This window comes from Actinomadura pelletieri DSM 43383 (assembly GCF_003634705.1).
Lineage (GTDB): Bacteria > Actinomycetota > Actinomycetes > Streptosporangiales > Streptosporangiaceae > Spirillospora > Spirillospora pelletieri.
The window spans coordinates 21,794-37,122 of the sequence record NZ_RBWU01000006.1 but is presented as its reverse complement, the minus strand read 5'-3'; the positions used below and the strand labels follow the sequence as shown (position 1 = coordinate 37,122).

12 protein-coding genes are annotated in these 15,329 nt (G+C 68.7%); 11 read left to right on the top strand and 1 reads right to left on the bottom strand.

Annotated features, from left to right (window positions below; translation table 11 throughout):
* Positions 1–54 precede the first annotated feature (54 nt).
* Positions 55–1,095 carry a DNA-methyltransferase gene (locus BZB76_RS25405; RefSeq protein WP_170180745.1) on the bottom strand — a complete coding sequence of 347 codons (1,041 nt, stop codon included), beginning with the start codon at positions 1,093–1,095 and terminating at the stop codon, positions 55–57.
* A 651-nt stretch (positions 1,096–1,746) separates the two neighbouring features.
* On the opposite strand from BZB76_RS25405, the gene BZB76_RS25400 reads away from it, so the two are divergent.
* From BZB76_RS25400 to BZB76_RS25350, 11 genes are all read left to right on the top strand, one after another.
* The gene (locus BZB76_RS25400) at positions 1,747–2,049 is read left to right on the top strand and encodes a pilin (RefSeq protein WP_211343187.1); all 303 of its coding nucleotides are present in this window, start codon (positions 1,747–1,749) and stop codon (positions 2,047–2,049) included.
* Positions 2,050–2,055: 6 nt separating this feature from the next.
* Positions 2,056–3,627: a TrbL/VirB6 family protein gene (locus BZB76_RS25395; protein WP_147449538.1), complete on the top strand. Its 1,572-nt coding sequence runs from the start codon at positions 2,056–2,058 to the stop codon at positions 3,625–3,627.
* 15 nt (positions 3,628–3,642) lie between these two features.
* Positions 3,643–4,590 carry a PrgI family protein gene (locus BZB76_RS25390; RefSeq protein WP_121436971.1) on the top strand — a complete coding sequence of 316 codons (948 nt, stop codon included), beginning with the start codon at positions 3,643–3,645 and terminating at the stop codon, positions 4,588–4,590.
* Positions 4,587–6,410 carry a VirB4 family type IV secretion system protein gene (locus BZB76_RS25385; RefSeq protein WP_211343186.1) on the top strand — a complete coding sequence of 608 codons (1,824 nt, stop codon included), beginning with the start codon at positions 4,587–4,589 and terminating at the stop codon, positions 6,408–6,410. The genes BZB76_RS25390 and BZB76_RS25385 overlap by 4 nt, the downstream gene beginning before the upstream one ends.
* A complete protein-coding gene (locus BZB76_RS25380; RefSeq protein WP_147449537.1) occupies positions 6,407–9,022 on the top strand; it encodes a type IV secretory system conjugative DNA transfer family protein in 2,616 nt (871 codons plus the stop codon). The genes BZB76_RS25385 and BZB76_RS25380 overlap by 4 nt, the downstream gene beginning before the upstream one ends.
* 49 nt (positions 9,023–9,071) lie before the next feature.
* On the top strand, positions 9,072–9,998 hold the full coding sequence (locus BZB76_RS25375) for a replication-relaxation family protein (RefSeq protein WP_121436968.1): 927 nt from the start codon (positions 9,072–9,074) through the stop codon (positions 9,996–9,998).
* Positions 9,999–10,155: 157 nt separating this feature from the next.
* Entirely contained in the window at positions 10,156–10,599 is a 444-nt protein-coding gene (locus tag BZB76_RS25370; RefSeq protein ID WP_121436967.1) for a hypothetical protein, read from the top strand.
* The gene (locus BZB76_RS25365) at positions 10,583–11,680 is read left to right on the top strand and encodes a C40 family peptidase (RefSeq protein ID WP_170180744.1); all 1,098 of its coding nucleotides are present in this window, start codon (positions 10,583–10,585) and stop codon (positions 11,678–11,680) included. Before BZB76_RS25370 ends, BZB76_RS25365 begins: the two co-directional genes overlap by 17 nt.
* 961 nt (positions 11,681–12,641) lie before the next feature.
* Positions 12,642–13,484 (top strand): hypothetical protein, encoded by an 843-nt coding sequence (locus BZB76_RS25360; RefSeq protein ID WP_121436965.1) that lies wholly within the window; start codon positions 12,642–12,644, stop codon positions 13,482–13,484.
* 1,073 nt (positions 13,485–14,557) lie between these two features.
* Complete coding sequence (locus tag BZB76_RS25355) at positions 14,558–14,893, top strand: hypothetical protein (RefSeq protein ID WP_147339716.1); 336 nt, start codon at positions 14,558–14,560, stop codon at positions 14,891–14,893.
* A 66-nt stretch (positions 14,894–14,959) separates the two neighbouring features.
* On the top strand, positions 14,960–15,139 hold the full coding sequence (locus BZB76_RS25350; RefSeq protein WP_121436964.1) for a hypothetical protein: 180 nt from the start codon (positions 14,960–14,962) through the stop codon (positions 15,137–15,139).
* Positions 15,140–15,329: the final 190 nt, after the last annotated feature.

The window sequence follows — 15,329 nt, the reverse complement described above, 5'->3', positions numbered from 1 at the left end:
TGTTCAGCGCCGTGCACCTTACCGAATGGTGAGTGTTCTGTTTCCTCTGCCCCATCATGCATCACCGTCCCCATGGCGGTTGTCTCCCCGGAGTCGCTGCTCAGCGATGCGGCATAGATCTGGGTTCTGTTCCACGCCGATGAAGGAGCGGCCGAGGTGCCGGGCGGCGAGACCGGTGGTGGCGTCCGCGGTGAACATGTCCAGCACGGTGCCGCCGGGCCGGCATCCGGTGGCAATACAGGCGAGCGGCACCTCGATCGGCAAGATGTGCCGCTGCGGGCGAGGCGGCAACGACCAGACGTCGCCGACGGGCGCGAGCGGGAACGGTTCACGATCGTGCCGTTTCCGCGGGTCGGCTGCCGCGCGGCATCGGGTGCGGCAATAGCCGATCCCCTTGCCGCTCTTGCCGCTGCCGCGCTGGTGGACGTGCCGCCTGATGCGCTGCCAGCCGCACCGGGGCGCCTGACTCTGCCGCTCCTGTTCGGCGCTTGGGTTGTGGTCGAGGCCGAGCTCAGTGATCAAGCGGTCCAGGGGGCGGCGGATGGCGTCACGGTCGAAGGTGTACTGATCTGTTTTGACCAGCAGGAGGATCAGCTCGTAGGAGAGCGCGAGCCGGTCCGCGGCTGAAGTCTTGGCCATGGTGGGCTGGTTCCAGACGATCACGTTGCGGACGATCCAGCCGTCGTCTTGAAGCGCGAAGGCCAGCTGCCAGGGCAGGCCGATCAAGGAGGTGGCAGGCAAGCCGGTCATCGCGTGGTCGCGGATCCGGCGACGGTGGCGGCCTGCGGGCGGGCCGTCCCATCCGGTCTGGCCGGCATAACGATCACTGGTGATCAGCCAGGCGGTCCCCTGCTCGCCCAGTACGCGGTGGGCTTGGGCGAAGAGGCGGCGAAGGGCGGCGAGGTAGAGAGCCGGTGTGGGCTCGCGGCCGTAGCGGGTCGGCTCATCTGCGGCCGTATCGCGTGGCTGCGGTCTCCATGGTGGTGGGCTGGTGACGATGCAGTCGGCGGATCCGGCTGGCATCTCGGCCAGCACCTGGCGGGGGTCTCCGGCGTAGAGGGCGTGGGTCGTGTCGTGCCAGTAGGGGTCGCGCACCTGTTCGTTCCCTCCTATGCGTGCAGACCGGTTTCCAGTACGGACGCGATTGTCGGCACGAGCCTCATAGGAACCTCTTAGAAGCGGCCTCCACCTCGGGCGTTGCCGTGCCGTTGCGCGCTGACCGAGGTTGCCGTTGCCGCTGCGCCGTTCCGTTCGGCGCCGGTTTGCCGGTCGCATTGCCGTGCTCGCGGACGGCCGATCTGCCGTTGCCGCTGCGGCACGCCGACGGTCGGCGTCTGCGCCATGCCGGGTGCGAGGGAAGCGGGCCCCTTGCCGAAGTCCGGCAGGCCCGGTCCAAGTCTGGTTGTGCCACGGGCTGTTATGCGGCGGCGTATGGCCGTTGGGGTCGCGGCGCTGAGATTTCGCATAGATCCCTCTGACCGAGACGGCGGGCCGCGCCTGTTGAGAGGTTTCTATGCGGGGGTGTGGCGTCCTGAGGGCGCCGGGGCCCCGCAGGGGCCGATCCGCCCGCCCCGTGCGGGCCGGGTCCCCGTTCCTTCGAGGCCGCGTGACCGTGGCCGGAAGGAGATGACGGTTCCGCTGGCCCGGCCCGCATCCTCCCCGGCCGCTGCGGGGCCCCGGTCACGTCCATCAAGGAGGTGGCTGATGCGCTCCAAATTGTCCCGGTGGGCGCCACCGACCGCCGCTGTGCTGGTCGGGGTCCTGCTGGTGGTGTTTGCGGCGCCGGACGCGTTCGCCGATGCGCTGGCGGCGCCGCCGCAGGATCTGAACACGGTGATCAACCGGATTACCAGGTGGCTGGTGGGGTTGCTGGTGTCGCTGGCGACCTTGTTCTTGACGGTCGGTTTCATCCGGTACCTGCTGGCCGGCGGCGATCCGGGTGAGGTGGGCAAGGCCAAGAACACGTTGAAGTACGCCGCGATCGGCTACGGCGGCGCGGTGATGACACCGGTCCTGGTGACCATCCTCAAAGGCTTCGTGGGCGGCTGATCGGCGATGTCCACTGCTCTGCGCACCTGGCTCGCCGTCTTTTGTTGCTGCGCTGCCGCGTCGGTCGCGGTGGCACTGGCCGCCGTCCCCGCGCAGGCCACCGTGACGACCGTGCCGCGGGGCGCAGTGGCTGCCGAGCCGCCGCCGACGCCGAGTTCTTCGCCCCCGGCACCGTCGGGGACACCGACCAGCCCAAGTCCATCGGCGCCCGGCGCTCCCAGCCCGAGTACCTCCGCACCGGCCAACCCGAGTTTTTCACCGGGGACGCCGACCAGTCCGGAAGAGGATTCGGGTGGGTGCGGGTGGTTCGACGTCGCGTGCAAGGCCAAGCAGGCGATCAACAACTGGTTCAAGGACCTGGTGTCCTCCGCGATCAATCCGGTGTTCGGGCTTCTGGGCGAATCCCTGCTGGTCACTCCACGGCTGGATCAGACCAGCCGGGTGCAGGGCTTGTGGACCGGGTCGCTGGTAGTGGCCAACTCCTGTTACGTGCTGCTGGTGCTGGCCGGTGGGCTGACCTTGATGGGCCGCCAGACCCTGCAGAGCTCCTACGCGGTCAAGGACATCGCGCCCCGTCTGGTGGTCGGCATGGTGGCCTCCAACACCAGCCTGATCCTGATCGGGCAGTCGATCGAGTTCGCCAACGCCTTGTCGGCTGCACTGATGGGCCAGGGGGTGGATCCGCAGCAGACGGCCGATCAGCTCCAGAAGATCATCATCCACTCGCTCAACCCCGGAGACGTCGGGATGTTCATCGTGCTGGTGACCATCTGGGCGGTGTCGCTGGGCGTGATCCTGCTGCTGATCTACATCACGCGGGTCATGCTCACCATCTTGCTGATCGCCGCCGCCCCGCTCGCACTCGCGTGTCACGCGCTGCCGCAGACCGAGGGGCTGGCCAAGTTGTGGTGGCGCTGTTTCTTCGGCGTGCTGGCCATCCAGGTCGCCCAAGCTTTGGTGTTCATCGCCGCGATGCGGGTCGTGCTCACCACCGACATGGTCACCATCTTGGGCTTTCGCACCCCCGGTGACCAGGTGGACCTATGGACGACGATCTGCCTGCTGTACGTGCTGGTGCGCATCCCCTCCTGGATCTCCCGCCTGATCTGGCAGGGCGGCGTGATCAGCCGCAGCCCGATCACCCGGACGGCCAAAATGATCGCTTCGTTCTTCCTGTTCCGCGGGCTGCTCGGACGGCTCGCCGGGGCCCGTGGCAGCGCGGGCAGAACACCTCCTCCGCCCCCGCCTGCGGGGCGCTCCACGGGCCCGTCAGTTCCGCCCCTTCCCCCGGGGCCGAAAACGCCGCCTCCTGCGGGGCCAGGCGAGATGGCGCAGCCACGGTGGGGACCGGCGCACGGGCGGTGGATGCCGCCCGATCCGGCCTGGCACGAGCGCGTGCATCACGGACGTCCGGCACCCGACAGCGTGGGTGAGCAGCAGCGCTGGGGCCGCCCGGAGACCACCTGGACACCTCCGCACGCCGGGGACTGGCGCGCACCGCCACCCCAGCCAACGCGCCCGCCCCCTCCGGCTCCATATCAGCCCGACCCGCACCGCCCGTGGAAACGGCCCAGCTGACGGAGGTGACCAATCATGCCGCCCGACGAGCACAGCGTCCGAATCCCCGCCGATGTGGAAACCCCCGACAAGATCCTGGCCGGCCTTACCGCCCGCCAGGTAGCCATCCTGGCCGCGACCGGTGCGGTGCTGTGGCTGGCCTTCACCGCCACCCGCGGCCTAGTGCCGTTGCCGGTGTTCGCTGCGGCGGCGTTCCCGTCCGGGGCAGCGGCCGCCGTACTGGCGCTGGGTCGCCGCGACGGGGTGGGGCTGGATCGGCTGCTGCTGGCAGCGATCCGGCACGCCCGCTCCCCGCGCCGCCTAGTCCTTGCCCCCGAAGGGGTCGCCGCGCCGCCCACCTGGGCACAGCAGAAGCAGCAGCCACTGCCCGCGCCGCTGCGGCTACCCGCAGCCGCGATCTCCGCTGACGGTGTGATCGACCTGGACGCCGATGGCGCGGCGGTGGTGTGCCAGGCCAGCACGGTGAGTTTCGCATTGCGCACGCCGCAGGAGCAGGCCGCACTGGTGGGGGTGTTCGGCCGCTGGCTGAACTCGCTGTCGGGCCCGGCGCAAATCGTGGTCCGCGCGCAGGACGTCGACCTGGCCCCGCTGATCTCCGGGTTGCGCGACCACGCGCCCACGCTGGCCCACCCGGAGCTGGAACAGGCGGCGATCGAGCACGCCGATTTTCTGGCCGACCTGGCACGGCGCCGGGACCTGCTGCGCCGCCAAGTGCTGCTCGTGCTGCGCGAACCGCACCATGGCCGTGCCGGTGACGGGGCCGCACAACGGGTGCTGCGCCGCGCCGACGAGGCCGTGCGTGCTCTGGCCGCCGCAGGCATCACCGTCCGCGTGTTGCCCGGCGGTCACGCCACCGCGGTGCTGGCCGCCTGTTGCAACCCCTGGCACACCACCCCGGCCGGGGCAACGGATCAGCGGGCGGCACCCGCCGAAACGATCACATCCGCTGGAGGATGGGGATGACTCTGCTGAAAACCGCACGCTCGCGGTTGCGCCTCGGCACCGGTACACGCCCGCAAACAGGCCCGGCGACGGTGGGACCGGACGCAATCGAAGTCGGTACGCGCACCCTGAACCTGTCCGACGGCGTCTGCGCGTCGTTCGCGATCACCGGGTACCCCGCAGAGGTCGGCCCCGGATGGTTGGAGCCGCTGCTGACCTACCCCGGTCGGGTCGAGGTCGCGATACACATCGAGCCGACCCCGCCGACAGAGGCGGCCGATCGGCTACGCCGCCAGCTCGCCCGGCTGGAATCCTCGGCCCGCTCCGACGCCGAACACGGCCGCCTAGAGGACTTCCAAGCCACCGCAGCCGCAGAGGACGCCCGCGGCTTGGCCGCCGCGCTCGCCCGCGGGCAGACCAAGCTGTTTCGCGTCGGCCTGTACTTCACCGTGCACGCCCCCGACCAGGAGGCGCTGGAGGCCGAGTGCTCGCAGGTGCGGGCGCTGGCGTCCTCACTGCTGCTGGACGCCGCCCCGGCCACCTTCCGCCCGCTGCAAGGACTGACCACCACCCTGCCGATCGGCGTCGACGGTCTGCGCATGCGCCGCACCTTCGACACCCAAGCGCTCGCGGCCAGTTTCCCGTTCAGCTCGCCCGATTTGGACGCGCCGGTCACCGACACGACCGTGCTGTACGGGATCAACACCGCCTCCTCCAGCCTGGTGCTGTGGGACCGGTGGGGCCTGGACAACCACAACTCGGTCGTGCTGGCCCGCTCCGGCGCCGGCAAGTCCTACCTGACCAAGCTGGAGGTACTGCGGTCGCTGTACGCCGGAGTCGAGGTTGCCGTCATCGACCCCGAGGACGAGTACGCCCGGCTGTGCGGCGCGGTCGGCGGCTCCCACATCTCGCTCGGCTCTCCCGGCGTCCGCCTCAATCCCTTCGACCTTCCCGCCTTCAACGCCGGGACGGACGCGTTCACCCGCCGCGCGCTGTTCCTGCACACCCTGATCGGCGTGCTGCTGGACGAGCCGCTGGACCCGGCTAGCAAGGCGGCGTTGGACCGGGCGATCGTGGAAGTGTACGCCCGAGCGGGCATCACCAGCGACCCGCGCACCTGGACCCGGCCCGCCCCGCTACTGGCCGACCTGGCCACTGCGCTGCGCGACGACACCGAGGATCCGAGAGCTGGTGAGGTCGCCGCCCGGCTCGCTCCGTTCGTGACTGGCACGCACCGGGACTTGTTCGACGGCCCCACGACCACCCGGCCGGACGGGCACCTGCTGGTCTTCTCGCTACGGGATCTGCCCGACGAGCTGCGCGCCGCAGGCACCCTGCTCGCGCTGGACGCGGTCTGGCGGCGGGTGTCCAACCCGCGCGACCGCAAGCGCCGCCTGGTGGTGGTAGATGAGGCATGGCTGCTAATGCGCGAGCCCGACGGCGCCAAGTTCCTGTTTCGCCTGGCCAAGTCTGCGCGCAAGTACTGGTGCGCCCTGGCGGTCGTCACCCAGGACGCCGCCGACCTGCTCGGCACCGGGCTCGGTCAAGCCGTGGTGGCCAACGCCACCACGCAGATCCTGCTCCGCCAAGCCCCGCAGGCCATCGATGCTGTGGGGGACGCCTTCAACCTGTCCGAGGGCGAACGCCAGTTCCTTCTGGCCTGCTCTCGCGGCGAGGGCCTTTTGGCGGCCGGCTCCCATCGGGTCTCGTTCCAGGCCATCGCCTCCCCCGCCGAGCACAGCGTGATCACCAGTGACCCCGCGGAGCTGGCCGCACTCGACGCCGGCTCTCGTGCGGACCTGGCCATCGACACCGACGACGAACTGGACATCGAGCCATGAGCTCTACGCCATTGAGCCTGGTCCGGCTCCGGCCGTCCCAGAACGCATGCCAGAGCCGGTCGCCGCGTCCCTCGCCGACCGAGCCACCCGGAGCGCCGTTCCTGCGCGACCCGGACGCGTTCATCCACAGTCTTATCCACAGGGCAGAGGACTTTGTGGGCAGCTACGGGTGGCTGTGCGGCGCTCTGCTGGTCTGCGCGGTGACGGCGTTCCTGACGGTGCGGCACTGGCGGTGGCGGCGCCGGCACGACCGGCTCGCCGAGGGAGCGCGGCAGATCACCGTGCTGCCGCCGCCCGAGGTGGACCCGGATGCCGCACACGAGCTGTGGGCCAACCTCCTTGGCCTGCTGCGCCCGGCCTACAAGCGGCTGCTGACCGGGCAGCCGCACCTGGCCTGGGAGTACGCGTGGGACACCGCCGCCGTCCAGATCCGGTTGTGGGTGCCGGGCACGGTGCCGCTGGGATTCATCGAGCGGGCGATCGAGGCGGCCTGGCCCGCAGCCCGCACTGAGACCGCTCCGGCCTCGGCATCCCCCCTCCCAACGGGTGCTGTCGCGGTGGGCGGCCGGTTGCGGATGGCCCGTCCCGACTGGCTGCCGCTGCGCGCCGACCATCGCGCCGACCCGCTCCGCGCCTTGGTCGGCGCCGCCTCCGGGCTGTCCCCAGGTCAGCGCGCGATCGTGCAGATCTGTGCCCGGCCCGCCACCGGCCGGCGGCTGGCCAAGGCCCACCATGCCGCGGCCGCACTGCGCGGCAGCACCGCGTCGCAGCGGCCCTGGGGATGGTTGTTCGACCTGATCACCCCGTCCGCGGCAGCGCGGCGTCCCACAACCAGCGCTTACATGGCCCACCCCGAGCGCGCCGCCGAGGTACGCGCCATCTTGGACAAGGCTCGGGAACCGCAATGGGAGATGACGATCAGTTACGCGCTGGCCATCAGCCCGGACACCGTGCCCGTGACCACTCTCGACACCGCCGCGAAGTCGTCCTCGACCACATCAAGTTCGGACGGCACGGTGACACCCCGGCAGGGGGACCGCGCGGTGCGGCGTGAACTGAGGCGCGGGCTGCGCGGGCGCGCGCACGCGATCGCCTCCGCCTACGCGCTCTACGCGGGGCACAACTACCTGCGCCGCCATCGGCTCTGGCATCCCGAGACGATGTTGGCGCGTCGGTGGATGCGACGTGGCGACCTGTGCTCGGTCACCGAGCTAGCGGCGCTGGCGCATCTGCCTTGGGACTCGGCCGTTCCCGGCCTGTCGAGGGCGGGCTCCAAAGCCGTCCCGCCACCTCCGGGCATTGCCACGCCAGGCCCGGACGCCAAGCAACTGGGTGTGAGCGACGCGGGGATCGTGCGGCCGGTCGCGCTGGGCGTCGCCGAGGCACGCCACCACATGCATGTGCTCGGCGCCACCGGATCTGGCAAGTCGACCCTGATGACGCACATGATCCTGGCCGACGCCCAAGCCGGGCGCGGCGCGGTCGTCATCGACCCCAAAGGGGACCTGATCGTCGACCTACTCGCCCGGCTGCCCGAGCACGCCGCCGACAAAGTTGTCCTGTTCGACCCCGACCAACGTCGCCGCCCGGCGCTGAACGTCCTACAAGGACCCGACGCGCATCTGGCCAGCGACAACCTGGTCGGCATCTTCCACCGGATCTACAAGGACTTCTGGGGACCGCGTACCGACGACATCCTGCGCTCGGCCTGCCTGACGCTCTGGCACGCCCCCGACGCCACCCTGGCCGACATCCCCCGGCTGCTGGCCGACCCGGCCTACCGGGCCCCTTACACTGCCCGAGTCCGAGACCCGATCCTGGCCGACTTCTGGGCCTGGTACGACGATCTGTCCCCCGGAGCACGCGCGCACGCCACCGGCCCCGTGCTGAACAAGCTGCGCGCGTTCCTGCTGCGCGACTTCATCCGCTCCACCCTCGGATCGGGGACCTCCACCTTCGACCCCACCACGGTGCTGGACGGTGGACTGCTGCTGATCCGCGCCCCCAAAGGCATCCTCGGCGCCGACGCCTGCGCGGTGTTCGGCTCGCTGATGCTGGCCAAGATCTGGGAAACGGTGTCCAACCGGACCCGCCACGGCCAAAGCGCCCGCGCCGACAGCGCGCTTTACGTGGACGAATGCCACAACTTCCTCACCCTCCCGCACGGCCTGGCCGACCTGCTCGCCGAGGCCCGCGCCTACCGGCTGTCGGTCGTGCTCGCCCACCAAGACCTGGCGCAACTATCGCGGGAGCTGCGCGAGGCGATCTCGGCCAACGCCCGCAACAAAGTCTTCTTCGCCGTCTCCCCCGAAGACGCCCGAACGCTCGAACGCCACATGGCCCCCAACCTCTCCCAACACGACCTCGCCCACCTGGACGCCTTCCAAGCCGGCACCCGGCTGATCGTCAACGCGGCCGAGACTTCCGCCTTCACCCTGCGCACCCGGCCGCTCCCACCCGCCGTCCCCGGGCGCGCCAAGCTGATCCGCCGCGTTTCGGCCGAAACCTACGGCGCCCGCCCTCAGCAGCGTCCACATCGGGCACGCGCCGACGACCCACGCGCCGATCCCCGCGCTGAACCGCCTCCCGCCCCCGACGTCACGTCCATCTGACCCGCCCGCCCGCTGCGGCTACCGCATCCCCGACGAGGAGGGGAAGACGATGACCACCCGCTACGTTCCGCCGGTTCCCCCGTCTGCTCCCGACGCCGCCAAAGCGACCAGTGGACTCAAGCAGCTGGGACCGATGCTGCTGGCCTCCCGACTGACCCAACGCGACCTCCATGTCCTGCGCGCCCTGTGGGACCATCACGTCCTCACCACCGGGCAAATCGCCCAGCTCGCCTACCCCAACGCCGACCGCGCCCGCCGCGGCATGCTCCGCCTGACCAACCTCGGAGCAGTAGAGCGGTTCCGGCCCCTGCTCCCCCCAGGCAAAGGGACCGCGCCCCTGCACTACACCATCGGCCAAGCCGGCGCCCACGTGATCGCCGCCGACCAAGGCATCCCCTTCGCCGACCTGGGCTACCGCCGCGACCGGATCCTGGCCTGGGCGCTGTCGCCCCAGCTCGCGCACCTGATCGGCGTCAACGGGATCTTCACCGCCCTGGCCGCCGCCGCCCGCCATCACCCCGCGGCCGACCTGGTCCACTGGTGGCCCGAACGCCGCTGCAGCAAAACCTGGGCGCCCTACATCCGCCCCGACGGATACGGACGCTGGTGCGAACACGGCATATGTGTCGACTTCTTCGTCGAGTACGACACCGGTACCCAGCGCCCTTTGAAGAAGGTCGTCGACAAGCTGCGCGGCTACGCCAACCTCGCCGCCGCCGACGGCTTCACCACTCCCGTGCTGATCTGGACCAGTAGCCGGCGACGCGAAACCAACCTGCTCGCCGCCATCGGCACGCCCCTCGTCCCGGTGTTCACCACCACACCCGACGCGATCAGAGACGAGCAGCTGGGACCGGCCGGACCGATCTGGCTCCACGCCACCTCTCGCGGCGGACCCCCGCGGCTGCGGCTCAGCACCCTGGCTCGCTACGCCCGCCCGTTCCCGCCCCATGGAGACACCGATGAGGAGATTTGAGCGCCCCCTCTCCGCTCACCGCCTGGCGGTCGCCGCCTGCCTGACCGCGTCAACGCTCACAGCATGCGCACTGCGGCCACCGGTGAACGCCGACCACCGCACCACACCTTCATCGGCCAGCCCCACTCCGACACCCACCGCCGCAGCAACGGCCGACGTGACCGAGCTGCTCCCGCTCACCCAGCAGCAGCTGACCGGCGCGATTCGGCTAGCGGTCGGCTTCACCACGGCCTACGGCAGCCACCGATATGACCGACCACCGCAGACTTACCTCGCACGACTGCGGCCCATGACCACACCCGAGCTCTACGCCGCGCTGGCTCGCGCGGCAAGCACCCCTTCCCTTCAAACGCAACGCATACGCGACCACGAGATCGCCGCCGCGCACGCCACGGCGACCAAGATCCGCACCATCGGCCCGAGCTCACTCATCGTTCTCATCGACCTGCAGCAGGACGTCACCACCACGGCGGGCCGCCGCCAGCGCACTCAGCATCTCGCCGTCACCACCATAAAGACCGGCCAAGACGGCTGGGCCGTCCACGACATCCAACCCGGCAACGCTGGGAATGCCGGAGACACCGATGCGAGCCCCGGTTAGCCGCAAGAAGGTCGGGCGGCGCGCCCTGAGCGGTGACACCGGAGCGGTCCAACTCTGGCTGGCCGTTGCTGCCGGAGCGCTCATGGTCCTGGTCGCGGTGTTCCTCGGCGCCGGAACCGGCAGCGACACCAGCCCGGCCGGATGCCTACCCCAGCCCGGCACCTCAGATGAAGCCGAAGGCACCATCCCCGCCAACTACCTGGCCCTTTATCGGAAGGTCGGCAACGAGTCCGGTATCCCTTGGACGATCCTGGCTGGCGTCGGCAAGGTCGAATCCGACCACGGACGTGACCTGCGGCCCGGCTCTGGAGTGCGCTCCGGCGCCAACTTGGCCGGAGCCGCCGGGCCCATGCAGATCGGTATCGGTGGTAAGGCCACCGACAACTGGGGCGGACCACCTCGCCAGCGTTGGCAGGACCGCGAACGAGACGGCGGATTCGCCATCGACGGCAACGGCGACGGCTGGGCCAACGTCTACGACCCCTCCGACGCCATCCCCGCGGCAGCCAACATGCTCAAAGCCTACGGCGCCCCCACCAACATCCCCAACGCCCTGCTGCGCTACAACGGCTCCACCGAATACATCGGCAAAGTGCTGAACTGGGCCCGCCGCTACGCCCACGACAGCGTCCAAACGATCACTGCGGCCAACAACGTCTCCTGCCAGCCCGGCGGTGTCCCCGCCCAGCCCGCCAGCGGCACAGCCGCCAAGGTGATCACCTACGCCCGCGCGCAGCTCGGCAAACCTTACATCTGGGGAGCCGACGGTCCTGACGCCTACGACTGCTCCGGGCTGACCATGATGGCCTACCGCGCCGCCGGCATCAGCATCCCCCGCACCACCTTCGACCAATGGCGCCACGGCACCCACATCCGCCGGGGCAACCAGCAACCCGGAGACCTGGTCTTCTTCAACTCCGGCCCGGGCAGCAGCCCCAGCAATCCCGGACACGTCGGCATCGTCCTCAACGCCCACCAAATGATCAACGCCCGGTGCACCACGTGCCGTCCCGGCATCGCCGTCGACTCCTATGGCCGGCGCGCCGACCTGGTCGGCTTCGTTCGGCCCACCCAACGGTGAGAAGCGCTCGCCAGTAAACATCGGCGTTCATGGCCACCACGGATGCAGCATCTTGTGACTGCCCGCTTTGCGGTAGACCGTGCACGCCGTGACGAGCCAGGGGGACGGGGCTTGCCTCCGGCAATCCCCGCAGCTGTGTGGTCGAAGCCTCCGAAACCCAAGAACTGATTCTGGCTTGGCCGAGTAAAGTTGTCTCCTAAAGAACTTCCCAAGGCCTGCGCGAGGGCTCGATCAGCCCAAGCCGGCCGCTCTTGGTCGCCGTGCTGGGCGTGAGATAGGCTCCCCAAGCCTGAGAAAAAGCCGACCGGGACAGCCTAGGCATTTACCGTCCTATCAATGCAGGCGCTTTCTCGCGCACGTGGCTCGCGGCTTACCTGGAGGCAGCCCGCCAGTTCAGGCCGGGCCATCAGCAACGCGCCCAGATGCAATCGGCGCAGAGAACAGGAGCTCGGCCACCATTCGTGTGCCCTCCCGCTGTATTCACCAAACGGACCTAGGAACCTGCAGCGCCCCCCTATTAGGGGACCCAATAGCCCGCCCACTTAGGATCAGGTGGGAGAACTGGCACATTTGACCAGCTCAGGACGTCTGAGCACACCTCTATGAAACCGCGACTGGCTAGTCAGAAGGACTACCCAGAAGCGGAGGTGGCTTGGTTGAGGCGGGACGGGGGTTTGATGAAAGCCAATGGAGTGTCTCTTTTGTTGTTATGAGAGGGAAGGTCTTGCTGCCATTATTCTTTGATATAGCCCTAGAATGGACCCTGCGCCGATCATCAATCCTCCGAGAATGATCAATGTGTGGCGCGCACGGCTCCGCAAAATGGCTGGTCACACGGCCGTCAATGGCCTCGAAATAGCGACTCCGGACATATTGCATTCCCGGACAATGGGAGGTTTAATAGTAGGTAGCAGAACACAAGAGTGACGCGCAAGCGTCACGAAACGATCGGAGTCGGATCGTGTCGAACTGGATTCCGGGAAGGGCAATCCCGATCAACGTTCCGGGTGATGATCTCACCCCAGAGGACATGTCCCGAGTGACCCCCGATGATTGGGCGGACGTGCGCACGCTGGCACGCGGCTACTGCCGCGCGGTCGACGGAACGCGGTCACGTAAGCGCATGGACGGAAGCGCAACCGTCACGCGAAGCGGGCACGGCGTCTACGGCACCGATGACGTCTCGGACGACGTCACGCAAGATGCCGTTCTGATGTTCGCCTCACGTCTGCGGGACGTGCTGAAGTCCTGCCCTACCGCTTCGCTGTGGGTCGACTCCCGCGAAGTGGCAGCGTGGCAGTACCGCCGTAAGGACGGACAGACCACGATCATCACGCGCAAGACTCTTCTGCGCTGGGCAGTGCGGGACGCTGCGGCGCGCAACGGGTACCGGCTGGACGTTCCGCCAGACGAGATCACCGAAACCCCCGGCGCTCAGCGCATGCGCGGAGTCCCGCACGCTGAGAACGTGACGGCACTCGCAACGGCGAACGGCGTCTCACAGCTCAGCGAAGCGATCATGCGCAAAGCATGGGGTGACGGTAGCGAGTTCCCGACGCTGGCAAAGATCATCTTCCTGGCTAGCGAAGCGGACGATCTGAAGCGTGCGGGCATTCTCTCTACCGTCGCGCAAGCCGAACACGGCGGAGCCTACGGCTCACGCTGGAACGTCCGTCGCACGCGGGACAAGGGACGTCGGGAGTGGGAGACGCTTTCCGAGCGTCTTGACGACGCGCGCGACGAAATGGTGCACAAGAGCATGCGCCCGAGCGAAACGACTGGTCACGCGGAGCAGGCAGAGTAAAGGAGGGCAGTAGGGAGGGACCCCTAGGGGTCCCTCCCTACTGGCCTGGGTGGCCCCGAGCATGATCACTTACGAACTCAATCACGAATGCCGAACGGACAGTCATGATCAGTGCGTCACAGAGACGTACGACGTGATCCGTGACGATCGGCTGATCACCGGAGAGATCAGCTATTGGCGTCACCTCCATGTTTTGACGCCAGGTGATCAAAATCCGTACGCGGGCGGGTACCCTACGCGCGATGCGGCAACCGAAAGCCTGTAACGGGCTCTCCGCGCGATACCAGACCCCCTAGGGCATGCCCTAAGGGGTCACAACTGCTCTGAGAGCCTGCCACCGGTCCGACCGTTGTTCCATACCCTGACTGGCCAGTCTGCGCACATAGACGCGCACGCACCAAACGGCGGAATCTAGACCGTAGCCGTTCCGGCTCATCCGGCAAAAAGAATCTTGAAGAGTGCCGACGGTTCGGCCGTTCCGGCGCCCGTATTAGAGTGAGAAGCGGATTTCACGCACAGCGCGGACAACGCGCTGACTGTGCACCGCTCACGGTATCGTCCGCGCGTATCGCGCGCGGCATGTCCCCGTTGTGCACGCACACGGGAGACGGAATACGAGGTACCGGAGAAAGCCGTTCGCCGGGCGAACACAAAATTTTGAATGTCGCCGACGGTTCGGCCATTTCGGTGCCCGTATTCAAGTGAGAGCCCGAAACGGGGGGCGGCGCATGCCGCACGTGCCATGGCGCGTGCGGGTTCGTCACCGCCGGATATCGGGCTAGCTGTGGCTCTGGCCCCCGCTCGGGGAGGGATGCGTCCCGGTCTCCCCAGCGGCACAGCACCTTTTGCGGGACGCCCACCACTGTTCCCGGCCGCGCGGTCCGGCGGGCCAGGGATCGCGCGCTGGGAACGTGGCTGGACAACCCGTCTGCCTGATCGCCGGCACTGGAGGAGCAGACCGTCCCAGGTCGGCGGACGGGCGGCGGCAGCGCAGCTCCTGGACGGCATTTCCGACACGCCACCTGGTTGTGGCCTGGGCATCGGGCCTGGGCCCCGCCGTTCAGGAGGCTGAAGTGAGTGTGCAGCAGGCGCTCGCGAACATGGTCAAGGACGACCTGAAGGCCAAGACCTTCTCCAGCGGGTCCAAGGGCTTCCACGCCACCGGCAAGATCACCGTGGACGGTGACCGGTACCAGGCGCAGGCCCAGGCCGTGCTGATCGGCTCGAAGGCCGACCCGAAGGTCAAGGTCCACGCCAAGCGGGACGAGGCGGTCTCCGTGCTGGCGGCCATCGCCGAGAACCTGGCGCCCAAGACGTTCTCCTCGGGCCGGACCGGCTACTACGCCACCGGCAAGGCCGAGATCGGCGGGCAGCGCTACCAGGTCCAAGCCCAGGCCGTGCGGCTCTGACCCCAGGTTGCGGGGCTGGGATGTCGCGTGTCTCCCGGCCCTGCCCCGTCCCACTGGAGGATCGCCATGTCCGCACCACGCGTCGGTAAGGACCGGTCGCCGTGGCGGGTGTACACCCGCAACCCGGCCACCGGTGTACTCGTCCACGACGGGCTGATCTACCGGGGCGAACGCTGCGCCCAGCGAGAAGTCCGCAAGATCAACCGTGTGCTCGGCTTGCCCGCGGAAGCGCGGCCGGTCGACTGATCCCCATAGACACCCCGCCGGGGTGACCGTGCCCGGTCACCCGGGCTGGGGTTGGCTCATCCGCCCGGTGAGAGGCGGACGGGCTTACGGGCCGAGATCAGGGCCCCTCGGCCTCGACTGTGCTCGGCGAGTCTCGAACTTGACTCCGTTCTAGGTGGCTTCCGGCACACCACCCGCGAACCTGCGGGCG